We start from the raw sequence: 15,846 nt of genomic DNA on the forward strand, positions 1-15,846 counted from the left end.
TACTTTCGCTTGTTCGACTATGAATGTTTCGGAACGATTAGGAGCAGCTTGAATGATCTGCCTTGTTTATGAGTATGTACGGAATGTTAGATGTGATGCAAGACATGTTCAGACCGGAACGGCTCAGGCCAAGAATGCGAAAGGAGGGTCCCTGATGTCACTGAAGCCGAAGGCACTGCTGGTCATGAATAGTGGAACCTTTGCCGATCAATTTGATTGCACCCGGCTGGAAAGGCTGGGAAAGGTGGTTGACCTCGGGGCCAGCCCATGGACGGATTCACTCGATGGTGCGGAGCTCACGGAGCGGCTTTCCGACGTCGAAATCCTTTTGACGAGCTGGGGCGTTCCCCTGCTCGACGCCGAACGCCTGGAACGGATGCCCAAGCTTCGGGCAGTTTTCCACTGTGCCGGCACGGTCCGCAGTTTTGTGAGTGAGGAACTGTGGGAGCGCGGGATTCTGGTGACCAACGGTGCGGACGCGAACGCCATCCCGGTGGCAGAGTTCACCTTTGCCTCGATCATCCTGGCAGGGAAGAAGGCACACGTACTGTCCAATGACGCACGCACTTTCCGCGAGGACTGGAGCTACAGTACCCGGCGCGGGGAGCTGGGAAACATCGGGCGGGTCATCGGAGTGATCGGCTTCTCGCGCATTGGACGCCGGGTGGTGCAGTTGGTGCAGCAGTTGCAGGACGTGACCTGCCTGGTCAGCGATCCTCATGCGGATCCACGGGCCGTGGCGGCCGCCGGTGGGCGCCTCGTTCCGCTGCAGGAGCTGCTGTCGGCCTCTGACGTCGTGACAGTCCACGCCCCCGCCCTGCCTGAAACGCGGCACATGATCGGCGCCCCTGAATTGCAGGCCATGAAGGACCACGCCACCCTTATCAACACAGCCCGGGGTTCGCTGGTGGACACCAAAGCCCTGGAAGACGAGTGTGCCACCGGACGCATCACGGCCCTGCTGGATGTCACCGAACCGGAACCCCTGCCCGCGGATTCCGTGCTGTACGGCCTCCCCAACGTGATCATCACCCCGCACATCGCAGGTTCGCTGGGAACGGAAACCCGGAGGATGTCCGACGCCGCCCTGGACGACCTGGAACGGTACCTCACCGGCCAGGAGCTCCTCGCCCAAGTGCTCCACGAGGACCTCTCGCTCAGCGCCTGACCAAAGTACAACCACCGCCATTACGGCAAACTTGGAACCCTACAAAGGAGAACGCAATGAAGCGCACAACCCTCGCCGCCATCGCCCTGGCCGTCACGGCCGGGCTTGGCTTGACCGGTTGCGCGGGTGCCGCAGGCCCTGCCGAGCCCCAAAGCCAGGACGGCAAGACCCGCCTGACGGTTTCCGTCTGGAACTATGAAGGCACACCGGAATTCAAGGCCCTGTTTGACAGTTACGAGGCCGCGAACCCCAGCGTGGACATCGAGCCCGTGGACATCCTCGCTGACGACTACCCGCAGAAGGTCACCACCATGCTCGCCGGCGGTGACACCACTGATGTCCTGACCATGAAGAATGTCATTGACTACGCCCGGTACGCCAACAACGGCCAGCTGCAGGAAATCAACAGCGTGGTGGACACCGTTGGCAAGGACAACCTCGCCGGCATTGACGCCTTCGACATTGACGGCAAGTACTTCGCAGCACCCTACCGGCAGGACTTCTGGCTGCTGTACTACAACAAGGACCTCTTCAAGGCCGCCGGAATCGAAGATCCCAAGGATCTGACCTGGGAGAAGTACGCGGAGATCGCCAAGCAGCTCAGCTCAGAAGCGGGCGGCAAGAAGGTCTACGGCACGTACCACCACATCTGGCGCTCCACGGTTCAGGCCATCGCGGCCGCCCAGAACAGCGCCGACCAGAACAGCGGCGAGTACAGCTTCATGGAGGACCAGTACAACACCACCCTGGACCTGCAGAAGAGCGGCGCCACCTTGGACTTCGGAACGGCCAAGAGCCAGAAGACCAGCTACCGCACCATGTTCGAAACCGGCCAGGCGGCCATGATGCCCATGGGCACCTGGTACATCGCCGGCATCCTGCAGGCCAAGAAGGACGGCAAGTCCAACGTCAACTGGGGCTTGGCTCCGCTGCCGCAGAAGGAAGCGGACGGCAAGGTCACCACCTTCGGCTCCCCCACGGCCTTCGCGGTCAACAAGAACGCCGCCCACTCCGATGAAGCCAAAAAGTTCATCGAATGGGCCGCCGGCGAGGAGGGCGCCAAGGCAATCTCCAAGATCGGTGTTGTCCCTGCGCTGCAGAATGAGTCCGTCACCGCTGAGTACTTCAAGCTGGATGGCCTGCCCACTGACGAACTGTCCAAGGAGGCCTTCGCCCCGGACGAAACCGCCCTCGAAATGCCGGTGAGCGATAAGTCCGCAGCTACGGACAAAATCCTTAACCAGGAACATGACCTGATCATGGTCGGCGAGCGCTCTGTCACCGACGGCGTCAATGAAATGGGCAAGCGCGTCAAGGGCGAGGTCCTGGGCAAGTAGGCCAGGCAGTAGCCCTTCCCCGGGCCGGCGTCCCCCAGCGGGCAGCGCCGGCCCGGGAAACCAGAACTTTCCGATCCTGAATTGGAGGAACGCCCCCGGTTTCCGGGAGCGGGTCATCATGACTACTGAAACACTCGAGCCGGCTGCCGCCCCGGCATTGCCCCGGCACGGCAGCGGCAACCGCAAGCAGGCGCGGCGCAATACCTTGATCGGCTGGACCTTCATCCTGCCGAACTTCCTGGGCTTCCTGGCCTTCACGCTCATCCCCGTTATCGCAGCCTTCGCACTTTCCTTCATGGAATGGACCTCGTTCACGGCGCCCCGCTGGGTTGGGCTTGAGAACTTCCAGCGAATGTTCCAAAGCGACACCTTCTGGGTGGCCCTGCGCAACACCGTGGTTTACGCTGCGGGCCACGTCCCCCTCACCATGGCATTGGCCCTGCTCCTGGCCATGCTCCTCAACCGCAAACTCAAGGGCATCGGCTTCTTCCGGGTGGCCATCTTCTTCCCTTACATCACCTCCCTGGTGGCCGTCGCCGTCGTCTGGAACATGCTGTTCAGCCCGGACAGCGGCCCCATCAACCAGTTCCTGAACTCCATCGGCATCGCCGAGACCCCCGGCTGGACCTCCAGCTCCGACTGGGCCATGCCCGCCGTCATCATCACCAGCGTCTGGCGGGACATGGGCTACTACATGGTCCTGTACCTGGCCGGCCTGCAGGCCATCCCCGCAGAACTCTATGAGGCGGCCGAGGTGGATGGCGCCAGCGCATGGCAGCGCTTCTGGAACGTGACCATCCCGTCCCTGCGGCCCACAACCTTCTTTGTGGTGGTGATGCTGACAGTCTCCAGCTTCAAGGTCTTCGACCTCATTGTGGTCATGACCAACGGCGGGCCGGGCCGCTCCACAACCGTGCTGTCCCAGCTCATTTACCAGGAAGGTATCGGCGAAGGGAAGTTCGGCTACTCGTCCGCCATCTCGCTGGTGCTGTTCCTCATCGTCCTGACGGTCACCGTCCTGCAGTTCAAGATCCAACAGCGGAGGGAACGCTGATGACCAACATGGCCGAAGACGTCAAAGCCGAGGCACCGTTCGCCGGAACCGGCCTCACATCCACTCCGGAAGACCACCGCCGTTCGCAGCGCAAACGCTCAACGAGAGAACGCAAGGCCCGCACCACCGACGTCGTGATCTACGCGGTTCTGGCCGTGCTGGTGGTGGCACTGATGGTGCCGTTCATCTGGATGGTCTCCTCCTCGCTGAAGGAGAACAACCAGGTCCTTACTGTTCCCATCCAATGGATTCCCACCGAGTTCGTGTGGAGCAACTACAGCGACATCTGGACCCGGATTCCGATGATGGGGTATCTGCAGAACTCGCTGTACCTGGCAGTCATCATCACCTGCCTGCAGGTCCTGACCGGGTCGCTGGCGGCCTATGGCTTCTCGAAGGTCCGCTTTCCGGGCCGCGACGTCCTCTTCCTGGCCTACATCGGCACCATTGCCGTGCCCTGGCAGGCGTACATGGTGCCGCAGTACATCATGATGCAGAACCTGGGCCTGACCAACAGCTTCAACGCCCTGATCCTGCTCCAGGCGTTCGGCGCCTTCGGTGTGTTCCTGATGCGCCAGTACTACATGACCATTCCCGATGAACTGTGTGAAGCTGCCCGCATCGACGGCCTGAGCGAGTACGGGATTTGGGCGCGCGTCATCCTGCCGCTGTCCAAACCGGCCCTGGCCAGCCTGGCGCTGCTGACGTTCGTTAACACCTGGAACGACTACATGGGCCCGTTCATCTACCTCACCAGCAACCGGCTCTGGACCGTCCAGCTTGGGCTCCGCTCCTTCGTGGGCCAGTTCGACGCCGAATACGCCATGATCATGACCGGCTCCGTGATCTCCGTGATCCCCATCCTCCTCATTTTCCTGGTGGGGCAGCGCTACTTCATCCAGGGCATAGCGACGAGCGGCATGAAGGGATGACCACCGTGCAGAAGGACCTGGCAGGGCCGCAGCGGCGCCGGAGGGCGGGGTGGAATTCCGGGCTGGGGTTTGACACCTTCGGCAGCATCTTCGGCTTCGTGTACACGTTCCTCGCCGGGAACGTCCTGCTGGCCCTGGCCAACGCTCCGTTGGTCCTTTGCCTCGCCCTGGTGGCGGATCCCTTCGCGGCCTGGCCGTTTTTCCTGGCCCTCTCGGTGACAGTGCCGCCGTCGCTCGCCGGCCTGTTCACCGCGTTTCAGGCACTCAACGACGACGGCACTGCCGTTAGGCCCGTGGTCGCGTTCCTCCGCGGGTACAGGCGGAGCTTCCGGCGGGCAGCCCCGCTGGGGTCGGCAGCCGTCGCCGCCCTCCTTTTTCTCGGCGTCGACCTCATGATTGTCCAGTCGCTGCCCGCCGGGGCAGTGCTGGTTCCCGTCATCGTGGTGGCGGCGGCCGTCGTTGTCGGCGTGGCAGTGCTGGCCCTCGCCGGGACCGTGCTGCTCCCGGACGCAGGGCTCAAGAGCCTGCTCAAAGCATCCCTCTACCTGTGCGTCCAGCGCTGGTACCTCAGCCTTGCCATGCTGGTGCTGCTCGGCATCATCGTCTCGGCGGCACTGCTCCAGCCGGTCCTGGGCGTGGCCCTTGCACCGGCGCCGCTGCTGTTCGTGGTCTGGAGCAACGCCGCCTACGCCTTCCACGCCGTGCTGCGCGGGGGTTCCGTAGGGTAGCTTCGGAATATCAGCGAACGACGTGCAGGAGCGGCTGCGGTGCCAAAGAGTGTTGACCATAACGAGCCATGGCTGGGATCCGAGGATGCCGATGCCGATGCCGCAATCATTCCCCCGGACATTGATACACCGGAAATCATGGTGGACGTCGATGTCCTGCACCGGAACATCGCCAAAATGGCCCGGGCCGTCCAGGCAAAAGGCCTGGCCCTGCGCCCGCATGCCAAGACCCACAAGATCCCCGAAATCGCTGCCCGGCAGCTCGCGGCTGGTGCTGCCGGGCTGACAGTGGCAACCATCGGCGAGGCGGAGGTGTTTGCGTCGCGGGGTGTAGACAACATCTTCATTGCCTACCCACTGTGGCTCTCGCCCCAAAAAGCCGGGCGCCTCCGGCGGCTGGCGGCAACGGCAGCAATTTCAGTAGGTGTGGACTCCGCATCCGGCGCGGCGGTGCTTGGGGCCGGCCTAGGCGGCCAGGCCGGGGACGTGGCCGTGCTGGTGGAGATCGACAGCGGCCACCACCGCAGCGGTGTCCCGCCGGAAGCGGCGGCAAAGGTGGCCCGGGCAGCCTTCGACGCCGGTTTGCGGGTGGCAGGCGTGTTCACCTTCCCGGGCCACAGCTACGCCCCGGGGATGCCCGCCGAGGCGGCGGCGCAGGAGCAGGCAGCACTGAAGCAAGCGGCAGAAGTCCTTGCGGCGGCAGGGTTCGAGGCGAAGGTCCGAAGCGGCGGATCGACCCCCACGGCACTGCTCACCGAGGGTTCCGTTGCCACCGAAGTGCGGCCCGGAGTCTACGTGTTTGGTGACGCCCAGCAATTCGAGCTGGGCCGCTGCGCTCTTGAAGACATTTCCCTCACGGTGGCAACCACGGTGGTCAGCCATCACACCACTCCGCCGGGCACCCCTTCGCGCTTTATCGTTGACGCCGGCAGCAAGATCCTGGGCAGCGACCGCCCGGCCTGGGCAAGTGGATATGGCCGCTTGATCGACCACCCCGGAGCCAGGGTCACCGCCCTCTCCGAACACCACGCCACCGTGGAATGGAACGACGGCGGCGCGCCGCCACCCGTCGGCACCCGGCTGCGGGTCATCCCCAACCATGTATGCCTGGCCATCAACCTCGTTGACGAGGTTGCCGTCGTAAGGCAGGGACAACTCGTGGACCGGTGGAGCGTGGCAGCCCGGGGAAAGAACAAGTAGCCCGCCAAACGGCAGAGCACCCGTCGTGCGGGTGCCTGCTAGATCAGCCCTTGCGCGAGCATGGCGTCTGCCACCTTCACGAATCCGCCGATGTTCGCGCCAAGTACGTAATCCCCGGGCGCACCATACTCTTCCGCCGTGGCGGCGCAGACATCGTGGATACCCACCATGATCTCGGTGAGGCGCTGCTCGGTGTGCTCGAAGGACCAGGAATCGCGGCTGGCGTTCTGCTGCATTTCCAAAGCGGAGGTGGCCACCCCGCCGGCGTTGGCTGCCTTGCCGGGGCCGAAGAGCACGCCGGCCTGCTGGAAAACGGACACCGCATCGGGAGTGCTGGGCATGTTTGCCCCTTCACCCACAGCGAGCACACCGCCGCTGACCAGGGCGGCGGCAGCAGCGCCGTCGAGCTCGTTCTGGGTCGCGCAGGGCAGGGCTACCGTGGCGCCCGCATCCCAGACCGAACCGCCCTCGAAGTACTGGGCGCCGGGCTTGCGGTTGGCGTATTCCTTGAGCCGGCCGCGCTGCACTTCCTTGATCTCGCGCAGCAGCGGAACGTCGATCCCGCCCTCGTCAACGATGTAGCCGCTGGAGTCCGAGCACGCCACCACCGTGGCGCCCAAGTCCTGTGCCTTGGCGATGGCGTGGATGGCCACATTCCCGGACCCCGAAACCACAACCCGCTGCCCGTCGAAGGACAACCCCCGGGTTTTGAGCATTTCGTTGGTGAAGATGACCGTACCGAAGCCGGTTGCCTCCGGCCGGACCAGTGATCCGCCCCAGGAAATGCCCTTGCCGGTGAGCACACCGGATTCATAGCGGTTGGTGATGCGTTTGTACTGGCCGAACAGGTAGCCGATTTCGCGCCCGCCCACCCCGATGTCGCCTGCCGGGACATCGGTGTACTCCCCGATGTGGCGGTAGAGCTCAGTCATAAAGGACTGGCAGAACCGCATGACTTCGGCATCGCTGCGGCCGCGGGGGTCGAAGTCGGAGCCGCCCTTTCCGCCCCCGATGGGCATGCCGGTCAAGGCGTTCTTGAAGATCTGCTCGAAACCGAGGAATTTCACGATGCCGAGGTTGACCGAGGGGTGGAACCGCAGCCCGCCCTTGTAGGGACCCAGCGCGGAGTTGAATTCGACCCGGAAGCCGCGGTTGATCTGCACCCGGCCCTCGTCGTCTGTCCAGGGAACCCGGAAGATGATTTGCCTCTCGGGTTCACAGAGCCGACCCAGGATGGCTGCTTCGAGGAACTCGGGGTGGCGGTCGTGGACCGGGCCGAGGCTTTCAAAGACTTCAGTGATGGCCTGATGGAATTCTGCCTCACCAGGGCTCCGGGCCAGGACAATCGCCTTCACGGCCTCGAGTCGTGCATCCATGAATTCTTCCTTACGTGGCCGGGCAAGGGGCGGCCCACCCGGAGGCGGCAACGTCCCAAAACTTTACGCGTCAACTTATCCGATTACGACCATTGACCGTTAGGTAGCGTCGCAATTACCCTCTATTGTCCGTATTGTGACAAGTGAATTCCACTTTACGAGAAGTCTCAGCAACTTACGCAGGCGCGGGGTGCGCTGATGCCATATCTATGCCTCCTCCTTTCCGGCGCCGCGCTGCTCGTCAACGGGCTGGCCACACTGGGGCGCCTGCCCCGCCGGGATGTAGCCGTCCTCAGTCTGGTGGTGGGGTCCGTCCAGCTGTCCCTCGCCGTCGGTTACGTCACGGGGGCGGACGGCAGCGCAAGCACGCTGAAGGGTGCAGCCGGCATGGTCCTCTTTGGGTTGACGTACGCGTATGCCGGGCTGGACGTGATACTTGGCCTCGGCTCGAAAGGGCTTGGCTGGTTTTGCGGCATGGTGGCCTTGGTCGGCCTGCTCCTGGCGGCCGCCTGGCTCCGCGACGATCCGCTGCTTGCTGTCCTGTGGCTCGGCTGGTCCGCACTGTGGGCGCTGTTGTTCGTATCGATGGCCCTGGGCCTGGCACAAGTGGACGTATTCACCGGCTGGGCGCTTGTTCTGGCCAGCCAGGCCACGGCCACCGTCCCGGCCGTCCTGGGCATCGCCGGATGGTGGCCAAACACCGTTCGGGCTGCTGCCGGGGCGGCGGTTTTATTGACGGGGCTTTTCCTTGCTGCCGGCGTACTGGCCAGGCGCACGCAGGCCCGGCACACTCGGGCACAGGGTATCCACGCGGAGCACCTGCAGGCCCGGAACGGAACAACCGCTCCGCGGTAAACGGCGTCGCCGTCGGCCGTACCCGCGCAGCGCAGCATGGGATACTCCGATAACAGTGCCTGCCGGATGAGCCGGCCGGCAGTCGGAAGGGGTCCGTGATGCAGGAATTCGTCGGTGTGGACGACATGGTTCGGCAGCACGCCGTCGAAGCTATGGCCAAGGCCGGCATCGAACCAGGAGCCGACTTTGAGCAGCGGTTCCACCGGCATTTCCCTGACCTGCACCGCCTTTTCCATTCGTTGTACGGGTCCCGCAGCGATTGGGCGGACCAGCTCACGGCCCTCGTCCTGCAGTGCGCCCGCTCCTGGCAGGACCGCCCGGCAGGGTTGAAGGCCATCGACGCCAAGCGGGAGGCGAACCCCGGCTGGTTCCAGGCCAACAACATGCTGGGCGGCGTCTGCTACGTTGACCGGTACGCCGAAAACCTGGAAGGAGTCCGGAGCCGCATCCCGTACTTCAAGGAACTCGGCCTCACCTACCTTCACCTCATGCCGCTGTTCCTGGCACCGGAGCCGCATTCAGACGGCGGTTACGCCGTCTCCAGCTACCGGGAGGTGAACCCAAAGCTGGGCACCATGGAACAGCTCCGCGATCTGGCGGCGGAGCTGAGGGCCAACGGGATCAGCCTGGTGGTTGACTTCATCTTCAACCACACCTCCGATGAACACGAGTGGGCCCGGCGCGCCGCTGCCGGCGATCCCGAGTTCAGCGACTACTACTGGATCTTCCCGGACCGCAGCATGCCGGACGCCTTCGAACAGAACGTCCGGGAAATCTTCCCCGAGAACCACCCGGGGTCCTTCATTCAAATGGAGGACGGCCGCTGGGTCTGGGCCACGTTCCACACCTACCAATGGGACCTGAACTACTCCAACCCGGACGTTTTCCGCGCCATGGCCGGCGAAATGCTGTTCCTGGCCAACCAGGGCGTGGACATCCTGCGTATGGACGCGGTCGCCTTCATCTGGAAGCAGCTGGGCACCCCCTGCGAAAACCTTCCCGAAGCCCACACGCTGCTGCAGGCTTTCAATGCGGTGTGCCGGCTGGCGGCGCCATCCCTGCTGTTCAAATCCGAGGCCATCGTGCACCCTGACGAGGTGGCCCGCTACATCGACCCCGCCGAATGCCAGATTTCCTACAACCCCCTGCAAATGGCCCTGATCTGGGAATCCATTGCAACCCGCGACGCCTCGCTCCTGGCCCAGGCACTCGAGCGCCGGCACAACATCCCGGACGGCACGTCCTGGGTGAACTACGTCCGCAGCCACGACGACATCGGCTGGACCTTCGCCGACGAGGACGCTGCCGAGCTGGGCATCAACGGCTTCGACCACCGCCGCTTCCTGAACTCCTTCTACGTGAACCGCTTCCCCGGCAGCTTCGCCCGCGGAGTTCCCTTCCAAGACAACCCCAAGACAGGCGACTGCAGGATCTCAGGCACGACGGCGTCACTGTGCGGAATGGAGGTGGACCCGGCTGAGGCGGTGGAGCGGATCCTGCTTGCCCACTCGGTTGCCTTCAGCACCGGCGGGATTCCGTTGTTGTACCTAGGCGACGAAGTGGGCCAGGTGAACGACTACAGCTACGCCTCCGAGCCCGGGCACGAGGCGGACAGCCGCTGGGTCCACCGGCCGTACTACCCCATGGAGCAGTACGCCCGCCGCCATGATCCTTCCAGTCCCGAAGGCGCCGTTTATGCGGGATTGAAAAGAATGATCGAGGTCCGGGCGAGCACTCCTGAACTGGCCGGCACCCGGCTGCTGGACTTCGCCACCCACAACCGCGGGATTCTTGCTTACCAGCGGGTCGGGCAGCGCACCCGGGTTCTGGCACTGGCCAACTTCAGCGACCTGCCGCAGACCCTGCCTGCGGAAATTTTTGCCGGATACTCAAGCGCCGCCGTCGACCTCCTCTCCGAAGCCGAGCTGAAACTGGACGAGGGCGTCACGCTCCTACCGCGCCAGTATGTCTGGTTGCGCGTCACCCCCTCATAATCCCAACTAGGTAGCGCCAAATGACGTTTCGACCACCCAAAACGACACTTGGCGCTACCCAGTTGGGACCGTAGGCGCGGGGCGTGAAACCATACGGATCATGGCCTCCAAGATTGCGTACCAAGGTGAACCCGGCGCCAACTCCAATATCGCGTGCCAGCAGATGTTCCCGGACATGGAAAGCGTGCCCTGCGCGAGCTTCGAGGATGCGTTTGAGCTCGTGTCCAGCGGCGAGGCGGACCTGGCCATGATTCCCATCGAGAACTCGATTGCCGGCCGGGTGGCGGACATCCACATCCTGCTGCCCCAGTCCAACCTGCAGATTGTGGGCGAGTACTTCCTGCCCATCCACTTTGACCTTCTGGGCATCCCGGGCAGCACCATCAAGGACGCCACCGAGGTCCACAGCCACATCCATGCCCTGGGCCAGTGCCGGAGGCTGATCCGCGAGCACGGCCTCAAGCCCGTGATCGCCGGCGACACTGCGGGGTCGGCCCGCGAAGTCAGTGAGTGGAACGATCCCCGCAAGCTCTCCCTCGCTCCCCCGCTGGCCGCGCAGATTTACGGCCTCGAAGTGCTGGCGTCGCGGGTGGAAGACGATCCTTCCAACACCACCCGCTTTGTGGTCCTGGCCCGGGAAGCGGCGCTGCCGGCCCGGGACGAGTTGCCCGGACCGGCGGTCACCAGCTTTGTGTTCCGCGTCCGCAACGTCCCGTCCGCCCTGTACAAGGCGCTGGGCGGGTTCGCGACGAACGGCGTGAACATGACGCGACTGGAAAGCTACATGGTGGGCAACGAGTTTGCGGCCACCATGTTTATGGCCGACGTCGAAGGCCACCCCGAGGACCTGCCGCTGAAGCTGGCCCTCGAGGAACTGGACTTCTTCACCACCGAGGTGCGGATCCTTGGGGTCTATGCCGCCGCGGAGTACAGGACTGCTCAGACCGTCAGCTGATGATCCGAGGACTGGCGCGGCTTCAGGAGGGCAGAGAAGAACCCGCCGAGCTCGGCCGTCGCGGTGAGTGGCAGAACGTTGGCAACATACTGGTCTGGGCGCACCACCACAACCACACCGCCGCGGTCCAGGCCTCGGAGCTCGAAGATGTCGGCGCCGGGATCGGTGGCGTACACCTTTTCGTAGTCGGTCAGCTTGAACGGGCCCACCTGCGGTTTGAAAACGGCGGGAACCTGTCCTATGTCCACGGCCGTGTGCGGCTGCTGGTAGATCACCTTCAGGTCGAACCAGGCGTCAGGGTCAGCGCCCGACGGCGTCGCGGCCAGAGGCGAGTCCGGCGAGTGTGCGATCCACTCGGCGAAGTCAACAACAGCTGAGTGCGAACCGGCAGGGGCTGCGTCCGCGAAGACGTAGATGCGCCACCGCCCGTCGGCCGTGGCGTGGTGGCCGAGGTGGATCGGATTGGTGTCGCCCACGCGCACCACGGGTGCCGATTTGAAGCGTTTGCCCACCGGGAAGCCCGTGGCCAGCGCCTGGTGCTTGGCGGGGGCCACCAGCATGGACGGCGCATACTCGGTCATAAATCCGGCCGGGAACTCTGCGGTGCGCACGTAGAAGTCCTCGAGGTCCGAGGGGTTTTCGAACTCCTCGGGCTTCTTGGCCATCATGGTGGACCATTCCTTGTCGAAGTCGATGAGGTTCTTTGCCACCACCTGGCGCTCGGCGGAGTAGGTGGAAAGCAGGCTTTCCGGACTGCGCCCCTCAAGCACGTGCCCAAGCTTCCAGGCAATGTTGAAGCCGTCCTGCATCGAAACGTTCATGCCCTGCCCGGCCTTGGCGCTGTGAGTGTGGCAGGCGTCGCCGGTGATGAACACTCGCGGAGTCCTGGTGCCGCGGTCCTCCGGCAGGACGTCGTCGAACCTGTCGGTGAGGCGGTGCCCCACTTCGTAGACGCTGTGCCACGCTACATTCCGCACGTCCAGGGTGTAGGGGTGGAGGATTTCATTGGCCTTGTGGACGATCTGCTCGATAGTGGTGTTGCGTACGGCGTGATGCGTCGCGGGATCCACCTCACCCAGGTCCACGTACATACGGAACAAGTGGCCGCCTTCCCGCGGGATCAGCAGGATGCTGCCCTTTTCGCCCTGGATGGCGCACTTGGTGCGGATGTCGGGGAAGTCGGTGACGGCCAGGGTATCCATGACGCCCCAGGCATGGTTGGCCTGGTCTCCGGCGAGCGTGCAGCCAATCGCTGCGCGCACTTTGCTCCGCGCGCCGTCGGCACCCACCACGTATTTGGCGCGCACCACGCGTTCCTGGCCCTCATTCGGACCGGAGGTGTGCAGGAGCGTCACGGTGACAGGGTATTCCCCACCGTCCTGAATGCTGAGCGACTGGAACTCGTACCCGAAGTCTGGCTTCAGCCGGGTGGGTGAGTTGGCGGCGTATTCGGCGAAGTAATCCAGGACCCGGGCCTGGTTGACGATGAGGTGGGGGAACTCGCTGATGCCCGTGGGGTCATCAGGAGTGCGGGCAGTCCGGATGATGCGGCTGCGGTCCGAAGGATCCGGCTTCCAGAACGCCATCTCGGTGATGCGGTAGGCCTCGGCGATGATGCGCTCGGCGAATCCGAAGGCCTGGAAGGTTTCGACGCTGCGCGCCTGGATGCCGTCGGCCTGTCCGATAGCAAGCCGGCCCGGGCGGCGTTCGATGATCCGTGTGCTGATATCCGGGAACATCGAAAGCTGGGCCGCAGCCACCATTCCCGCAGGTCCGGTACCAACAATCAGCACATCGACGTCCTCCGGGAGTTCCTCGGGGCGGGTGAGCCCAACGCCGGCCGCAGGCTTTACCCGCGGGTCTCCGGATACGTAACCGTGGTGGTGAAACTGCACGGGAATCCTCACTTCGTTGTGTGGCTGGTGGGCCGGATTGTGTGTTCGATAATAGAATTTCGGTTTCCATATGAGAAAACCACGCTGTGGAGAAACACTGTACGCCACGTGTGATGCGGACGACAAGAGCCGCAATTTCGCCGCGAAAAAAGGGCTTGACAAACAGCGGCGCGCGGAGCGAAGCTGATCGTATACGATTTCGTACTTCACAAGGAGCGGCTTTGGAGCAGGTCAAAGAGGACATCCTCGCAGCGGCACGGAAGGTGATCGCGGTGCACATCAACTACCCCAGCCGCGCTGCACAGCGGGGACGCACACCATCCCAGCCGTCCTACTTTCTCAAGCCGTCCTCGTCGCTCTCCCTTACCGGCAACGCCGTCGAACGCCCTGCGGGTTGCGAACTTCTCGGCTACGAAGGCGAGATCGCCCTGGTCATCGGCAAGGCCGCCCGCCGGGTAGGCATGGAGGACGCGTGGAGCCACGTTGCCGCCGTCACTGCCAGCAACGACCTGGGCGTCTACGACCTGCGCTACGCGGACAAGGGCTCCAACCTACGGTCCAAGGGCGGGGACGGGTTCACACCGGTGGGCCCGGCACTGATCCCGGCAAACGCCGTCGACCCCGCCAAACTGCGCATCCGCACCTGGCACAACGGCGAGATGGTCCAGGACGACACCACGGAGGACCTGCTCTTCCCGTTCGCCCGGCTGGTGGCGGACCTGTCCCAGTTGCTGACGCTTGAGGAGGGGGACATTATCCTCACCGGCACCCCGGCCGGCGCGTCCGTCGCCAAACCCGGGGACGTGCTCGAAGTGGAGGTCACCGCAGGAGACCTCACCACGGGCCGCCTGGTCACCCGGGTGGAGGAAGGCACGACGCCGTTCGCGGAATTCGGTGCCGGGCCCAAGGTTGATGACCTGCAGCGGGAGGAGGCGTGGGGGTCCCGCGAGGCCGCCGGGCTGCCCGAGGCAGCAAGTGTCCTGACCCCGGAGCTGAAGGCCAAGCTGGAAAGCGTGGCCACGGCTACCCTGTCCTCGCAGCTGCGCAAGCGCGGCCTTAACAACGTCAGCATCGACGGGCTGCAGTCCACCCGCCCGGACCGGCGCGTGGTGGGCCTGGCCCGGACCCTGCGCTATGTTCCCAACCGCGAGGACCTGTTCAAAATCCACGGCGGCGGGTTCAACGCACAAAAGCGCGCCATCGACTCGGTCAACGAGGGTGAAATCCTGGTGATGGAAGCCCGCGGCGAAAAAGGCACCGGCACCGTGGGTGACATCCTGGCCCTGCGCGCCCAGGTGCGCGGCGCCGCGGCGATCATCACCGACGGCGGCGTCCGCGACTACACCGCCGTGGCAGGCCTGGAGATGCCCACCTATTTCGCCAACCCGCACCCGGCCGTGCTGGGCCGCCGCCACATCCCCTGGGACACAGACATCACCATCGCCTGCGGCGGTGCCACCGTCCAGCCCGGCGACATCATCGTGGCGGACTCCGACGGCATCCTGGTCATCCCGCCGGCCATCGCGGAGGAACTGGTGGACGACTGCATTACGCAGGAGCAGGAAGAAACCTTCATCTTCGAGATGGTCAAGCAGGGCAACAGCGTGGACGGCCTCTACCCCATGAACGCGGAGTGGCAGGCAAGGTACAAGGAATGGAAGGCAGGCAACGCTGGTGACTGAAGCAATGGTTGAGCTTGCCGCTGCCCCCGGCAGCAAGTCCGAACAGGCCTACCAGGCCGTTAAATCCAGGATCATCGAGGGGACCTACACTCCCGGGTACCGGTTGGTGCTGAGCATTATCGCCAAGGACCTGGGCTTTAGCGTTGTCCCGGTCCGGGAGGCCATCCGCCGGCTCGAGGCGGAGGGCTTGGTGACGTTCGAACGCAACGTCGGCGCCACCGTGGCCGGCATCGATCCCACCGAATACCTCTACACCATGCAGACCCTGAGCATCGTGGAAGGCGCCGCCACTGCGCTGTCCGCCCCGCTGATCGATTCGGTGGCCATTGCCAGGGCCCGCGCCGTGAACGCGGAAATGCGCGAATGCCTGGACCACTTTGACCCCGTCCGCTTCACCCGGCTCAACCAGGACTTCCACAGCGTCCTGTTCGAGCACTGCCCCAACCCGCACATCCTGGACCTCGTGCACCGCGGCTGGAACCGGCTCGCAGCACTGCGGTCCTCCACCTTCCGCTTCGTCCCCGGCCGCGCCCGCGACTCCGTGGACGAACACGAGGCACTGCTCCAGCTCATCGAAACCGGAGCAGACGCCGACTCGATCGAAAAGGCAGCCCGCCTGCACCGTTCCGCCACCCTGGACGCCTACCTCGCCCAAGCCAAGCACTAGTAA

At 64.3% G+C, this 15,846-nt stretch carries 13 protein-coding genes; 11 read left to right on the forward strand and 2 right to left on the reverse strand.

Features of this window, described 5'->3' with window-relative positions; genetic code table 11:
• The first annotated feature begins 154 nt into the window (after nucleotides 1-154).
• The 6 genes from AC5RUQ_RS14495 to AC5RUQ_RS14520 all read left to right on the forward strand — a co-directional run bounded on the left by AC5RUQ_RS14495 (nucleotide 155) and on the right by AC5RUQ_RS14520 (nucleotide 6,419).
• Complete coding sequence (locus AC5RUQ_RS14495) at nucleotides 155-1,168, forward strand: hydroxyacid dehydrogenase (RefSeq protein ID WP_493948027.1); 1,014 nt, start codon at nucleotides 155-157, stop codon at nucleotides 1,166-1,168.
• A 56-nt stretch (nucleotides 1,169-1,224) separates the two neighbouring features.
• Complete coding sequence (locus AC5RUQ_RS14500; RefSeq protein ID WP_493948028.1) at nucleotides 1,225-2,505, forward strand: ABC transporter substrate-binding protein; 1,281 nt, start codon at nucleotides 1,225-1,227, stop codon at nucleotides 2,503-2,505.
• A gap of 118 nt (nucleotides 2,506-2,623) precedes the next feature.
• Nucleotides 2,624-3,559, forward strand: coding sequence for a carbohydrate ABC transporter permease (locus AC5RUQ_RS14505; RefSeq protein WP_493948029.1), 936 nt, complete (start codon nucleotides 2,624-2,626; stop codon nucleotides 3,557-3,559).
• A complete protein-coding gene (locus AC5RUQ_RS14510) occupies nucleotides 3,559-4,491 on the forward strand; it encodes a carbohydrate ABC transporter permease (RefSeq protein WP_493948030.1) in 933 nt (310 codons plus the stop codon). Before AC5RUQ_RS14505 ends, AC5RUQ_RS14510 begins: the two co-directional genes overlap by 1 nt.
• A complete protein-coding gene (locus tag AC5RUQ_RS14515) occupies nucleotides 4,488-5,219 on the forward strand; it encodes a hypothetical protein (RefSeq protein WP_493948031.1) in 732 nt (243 codons plus the stop codon). Before AC5RUQ_RS14510 ends, AC5RUQ_RS14515 begins: the two co-directional genes overlap by 4 nt.
• A 138-nt stretch (nucleotides 5,220-5,357) precedes the next feature.
• Nucleotides 5,358-6,419, forward strand: a complete 1,062-nt coding sequence (locus AC5RUQ_RS14520; RefSeq protein WP_493948143.1) for an alanine racemase — start codon at nucleotides 5,358-5,360, stop codon at nucleotides 6,417-6,419.
• A gap of 38 nt (nucleotides 6,420-6,457) precedes the next feature.
• On the opposite strand, the gene gdhA is transcribed toward AC5RUQ_RS14520, so the two are convergent.
• Nucleotides 6,458-7,795, reverse strand: coding sequence for an NADP-specific glutamate dehydrogenase (gdhA, locus tag AC5RUQ_RS14525; RefSeq protein WP_493948032.1), 1,338 nt, complete (start codon nucleotides 7,793-7,795; stop codon nucleotides 6,458-6,460).
• 198 nt (nucleotides 7,796-7,993) lie between these two features.
• Between gdhA and AC5RUQ_RS14530 the strand changes: the two genes are divergently transcribed.
• From AC5RUQ_RS14530 to AC5RUQ_RS14540, 3 genes are all read left to right on the forward strand, one after another.
• Nucleotides 7,994-8,650, forward strand: a complete 657-nt coding sequence (locus AC5RUQ_RS14530; protein ID WP_493948033.1) for an AmiS/UreI family transporter — start codon at nucleotides 7,994-7,996, stop codon at nucleotides 8,648-8,650.
• Between the two features lie 98 nt (nucleotides 8,651-8,748).
• The gene (locus AC5RUQ_RS14535; protein WP_493948034.1) at nucleotides 8,749-10,644 is read left to right on the forward strand and encodes an alpha-amylase family glycosyl hydrolase; all 1,896 of its coding nucleotides are present in this window, start codon (nucleotides 8,749-8,751) and stop codon (nucleotides 10,642-10,644) included.
• Between the two features lie 100 nt (nucleotides 10,645-10,744).
• Nucleotides 10,745-11,599, forward strand: coding sequence for a prephenate dehydratase (locus tag AC5RUQ_RS14540; RefSeq protein WP_493948035.1), 855 nt, complete (start codon nucleotides 10,745-10,747; stop codon nucleotides 11,597-11,599).
• Here AC5RUQ_RS14540 and AC5RUQ_RS14545 read toward each other — a convergent pair.
• Entirely contained in the window at nucleotides 11,584-13,494 is a 1,911-nt protein-coding gene (locus AC5RUQ_RS14545) for an FAD-binding monooxygenase (RefSeq protein ID WP_493948036.1), read from the reverse strand. The genes AC5RUQ_RS14540 and AC5RUQ_RS14545 overlap by 16 nt on opposite strands.
• 221 nt (nucleotides 13,495-13,715) lie before the next feature.
• Here AC5RUQ_RS14545 and AC5RUQ_RS14550 point away from each other — a divergent pair, with 221 nt between their 5' ends.
• Both AC5RUQ_RS14550 and AC5RUQ_RS14555 read left to right on the forward strand, forming a co-directional pair.
• The gene (locus AC5RUQ_RS14550) at nucleotides 13,716-15,176 is read left to right on the forward strand and encodes a fumarylacetoacetate hydrolase family protein (RefSeq protein ID WP_493948037.1); all 1,461 of its coding nucleotides are present in this window, start codon (nucleotides 13,716-13,718) and stop codon (nucleotides 15,174-15,176) included.
• Between the two features lie 4 nt (nucleotides 15,177-15,180).
• Nucleotides 15,181-15,843: a GntR family transcriptional regulator gene (locus AC5RUQ_RS14555; RefSeq protein WP_493948144.1), complete on the forward strand. Its 663-nt coding sequence runs from the start codon at nucleotides 15,181-15,183 to the stop codon at nucleotides 15,841-15,843.
• Nucleotides 15,844-15,846 lie beyond the last annotated feature (3 nt).

Source organism: Arthrobacter sp. MDT2-3 (genome assembly GCF_059090465.1).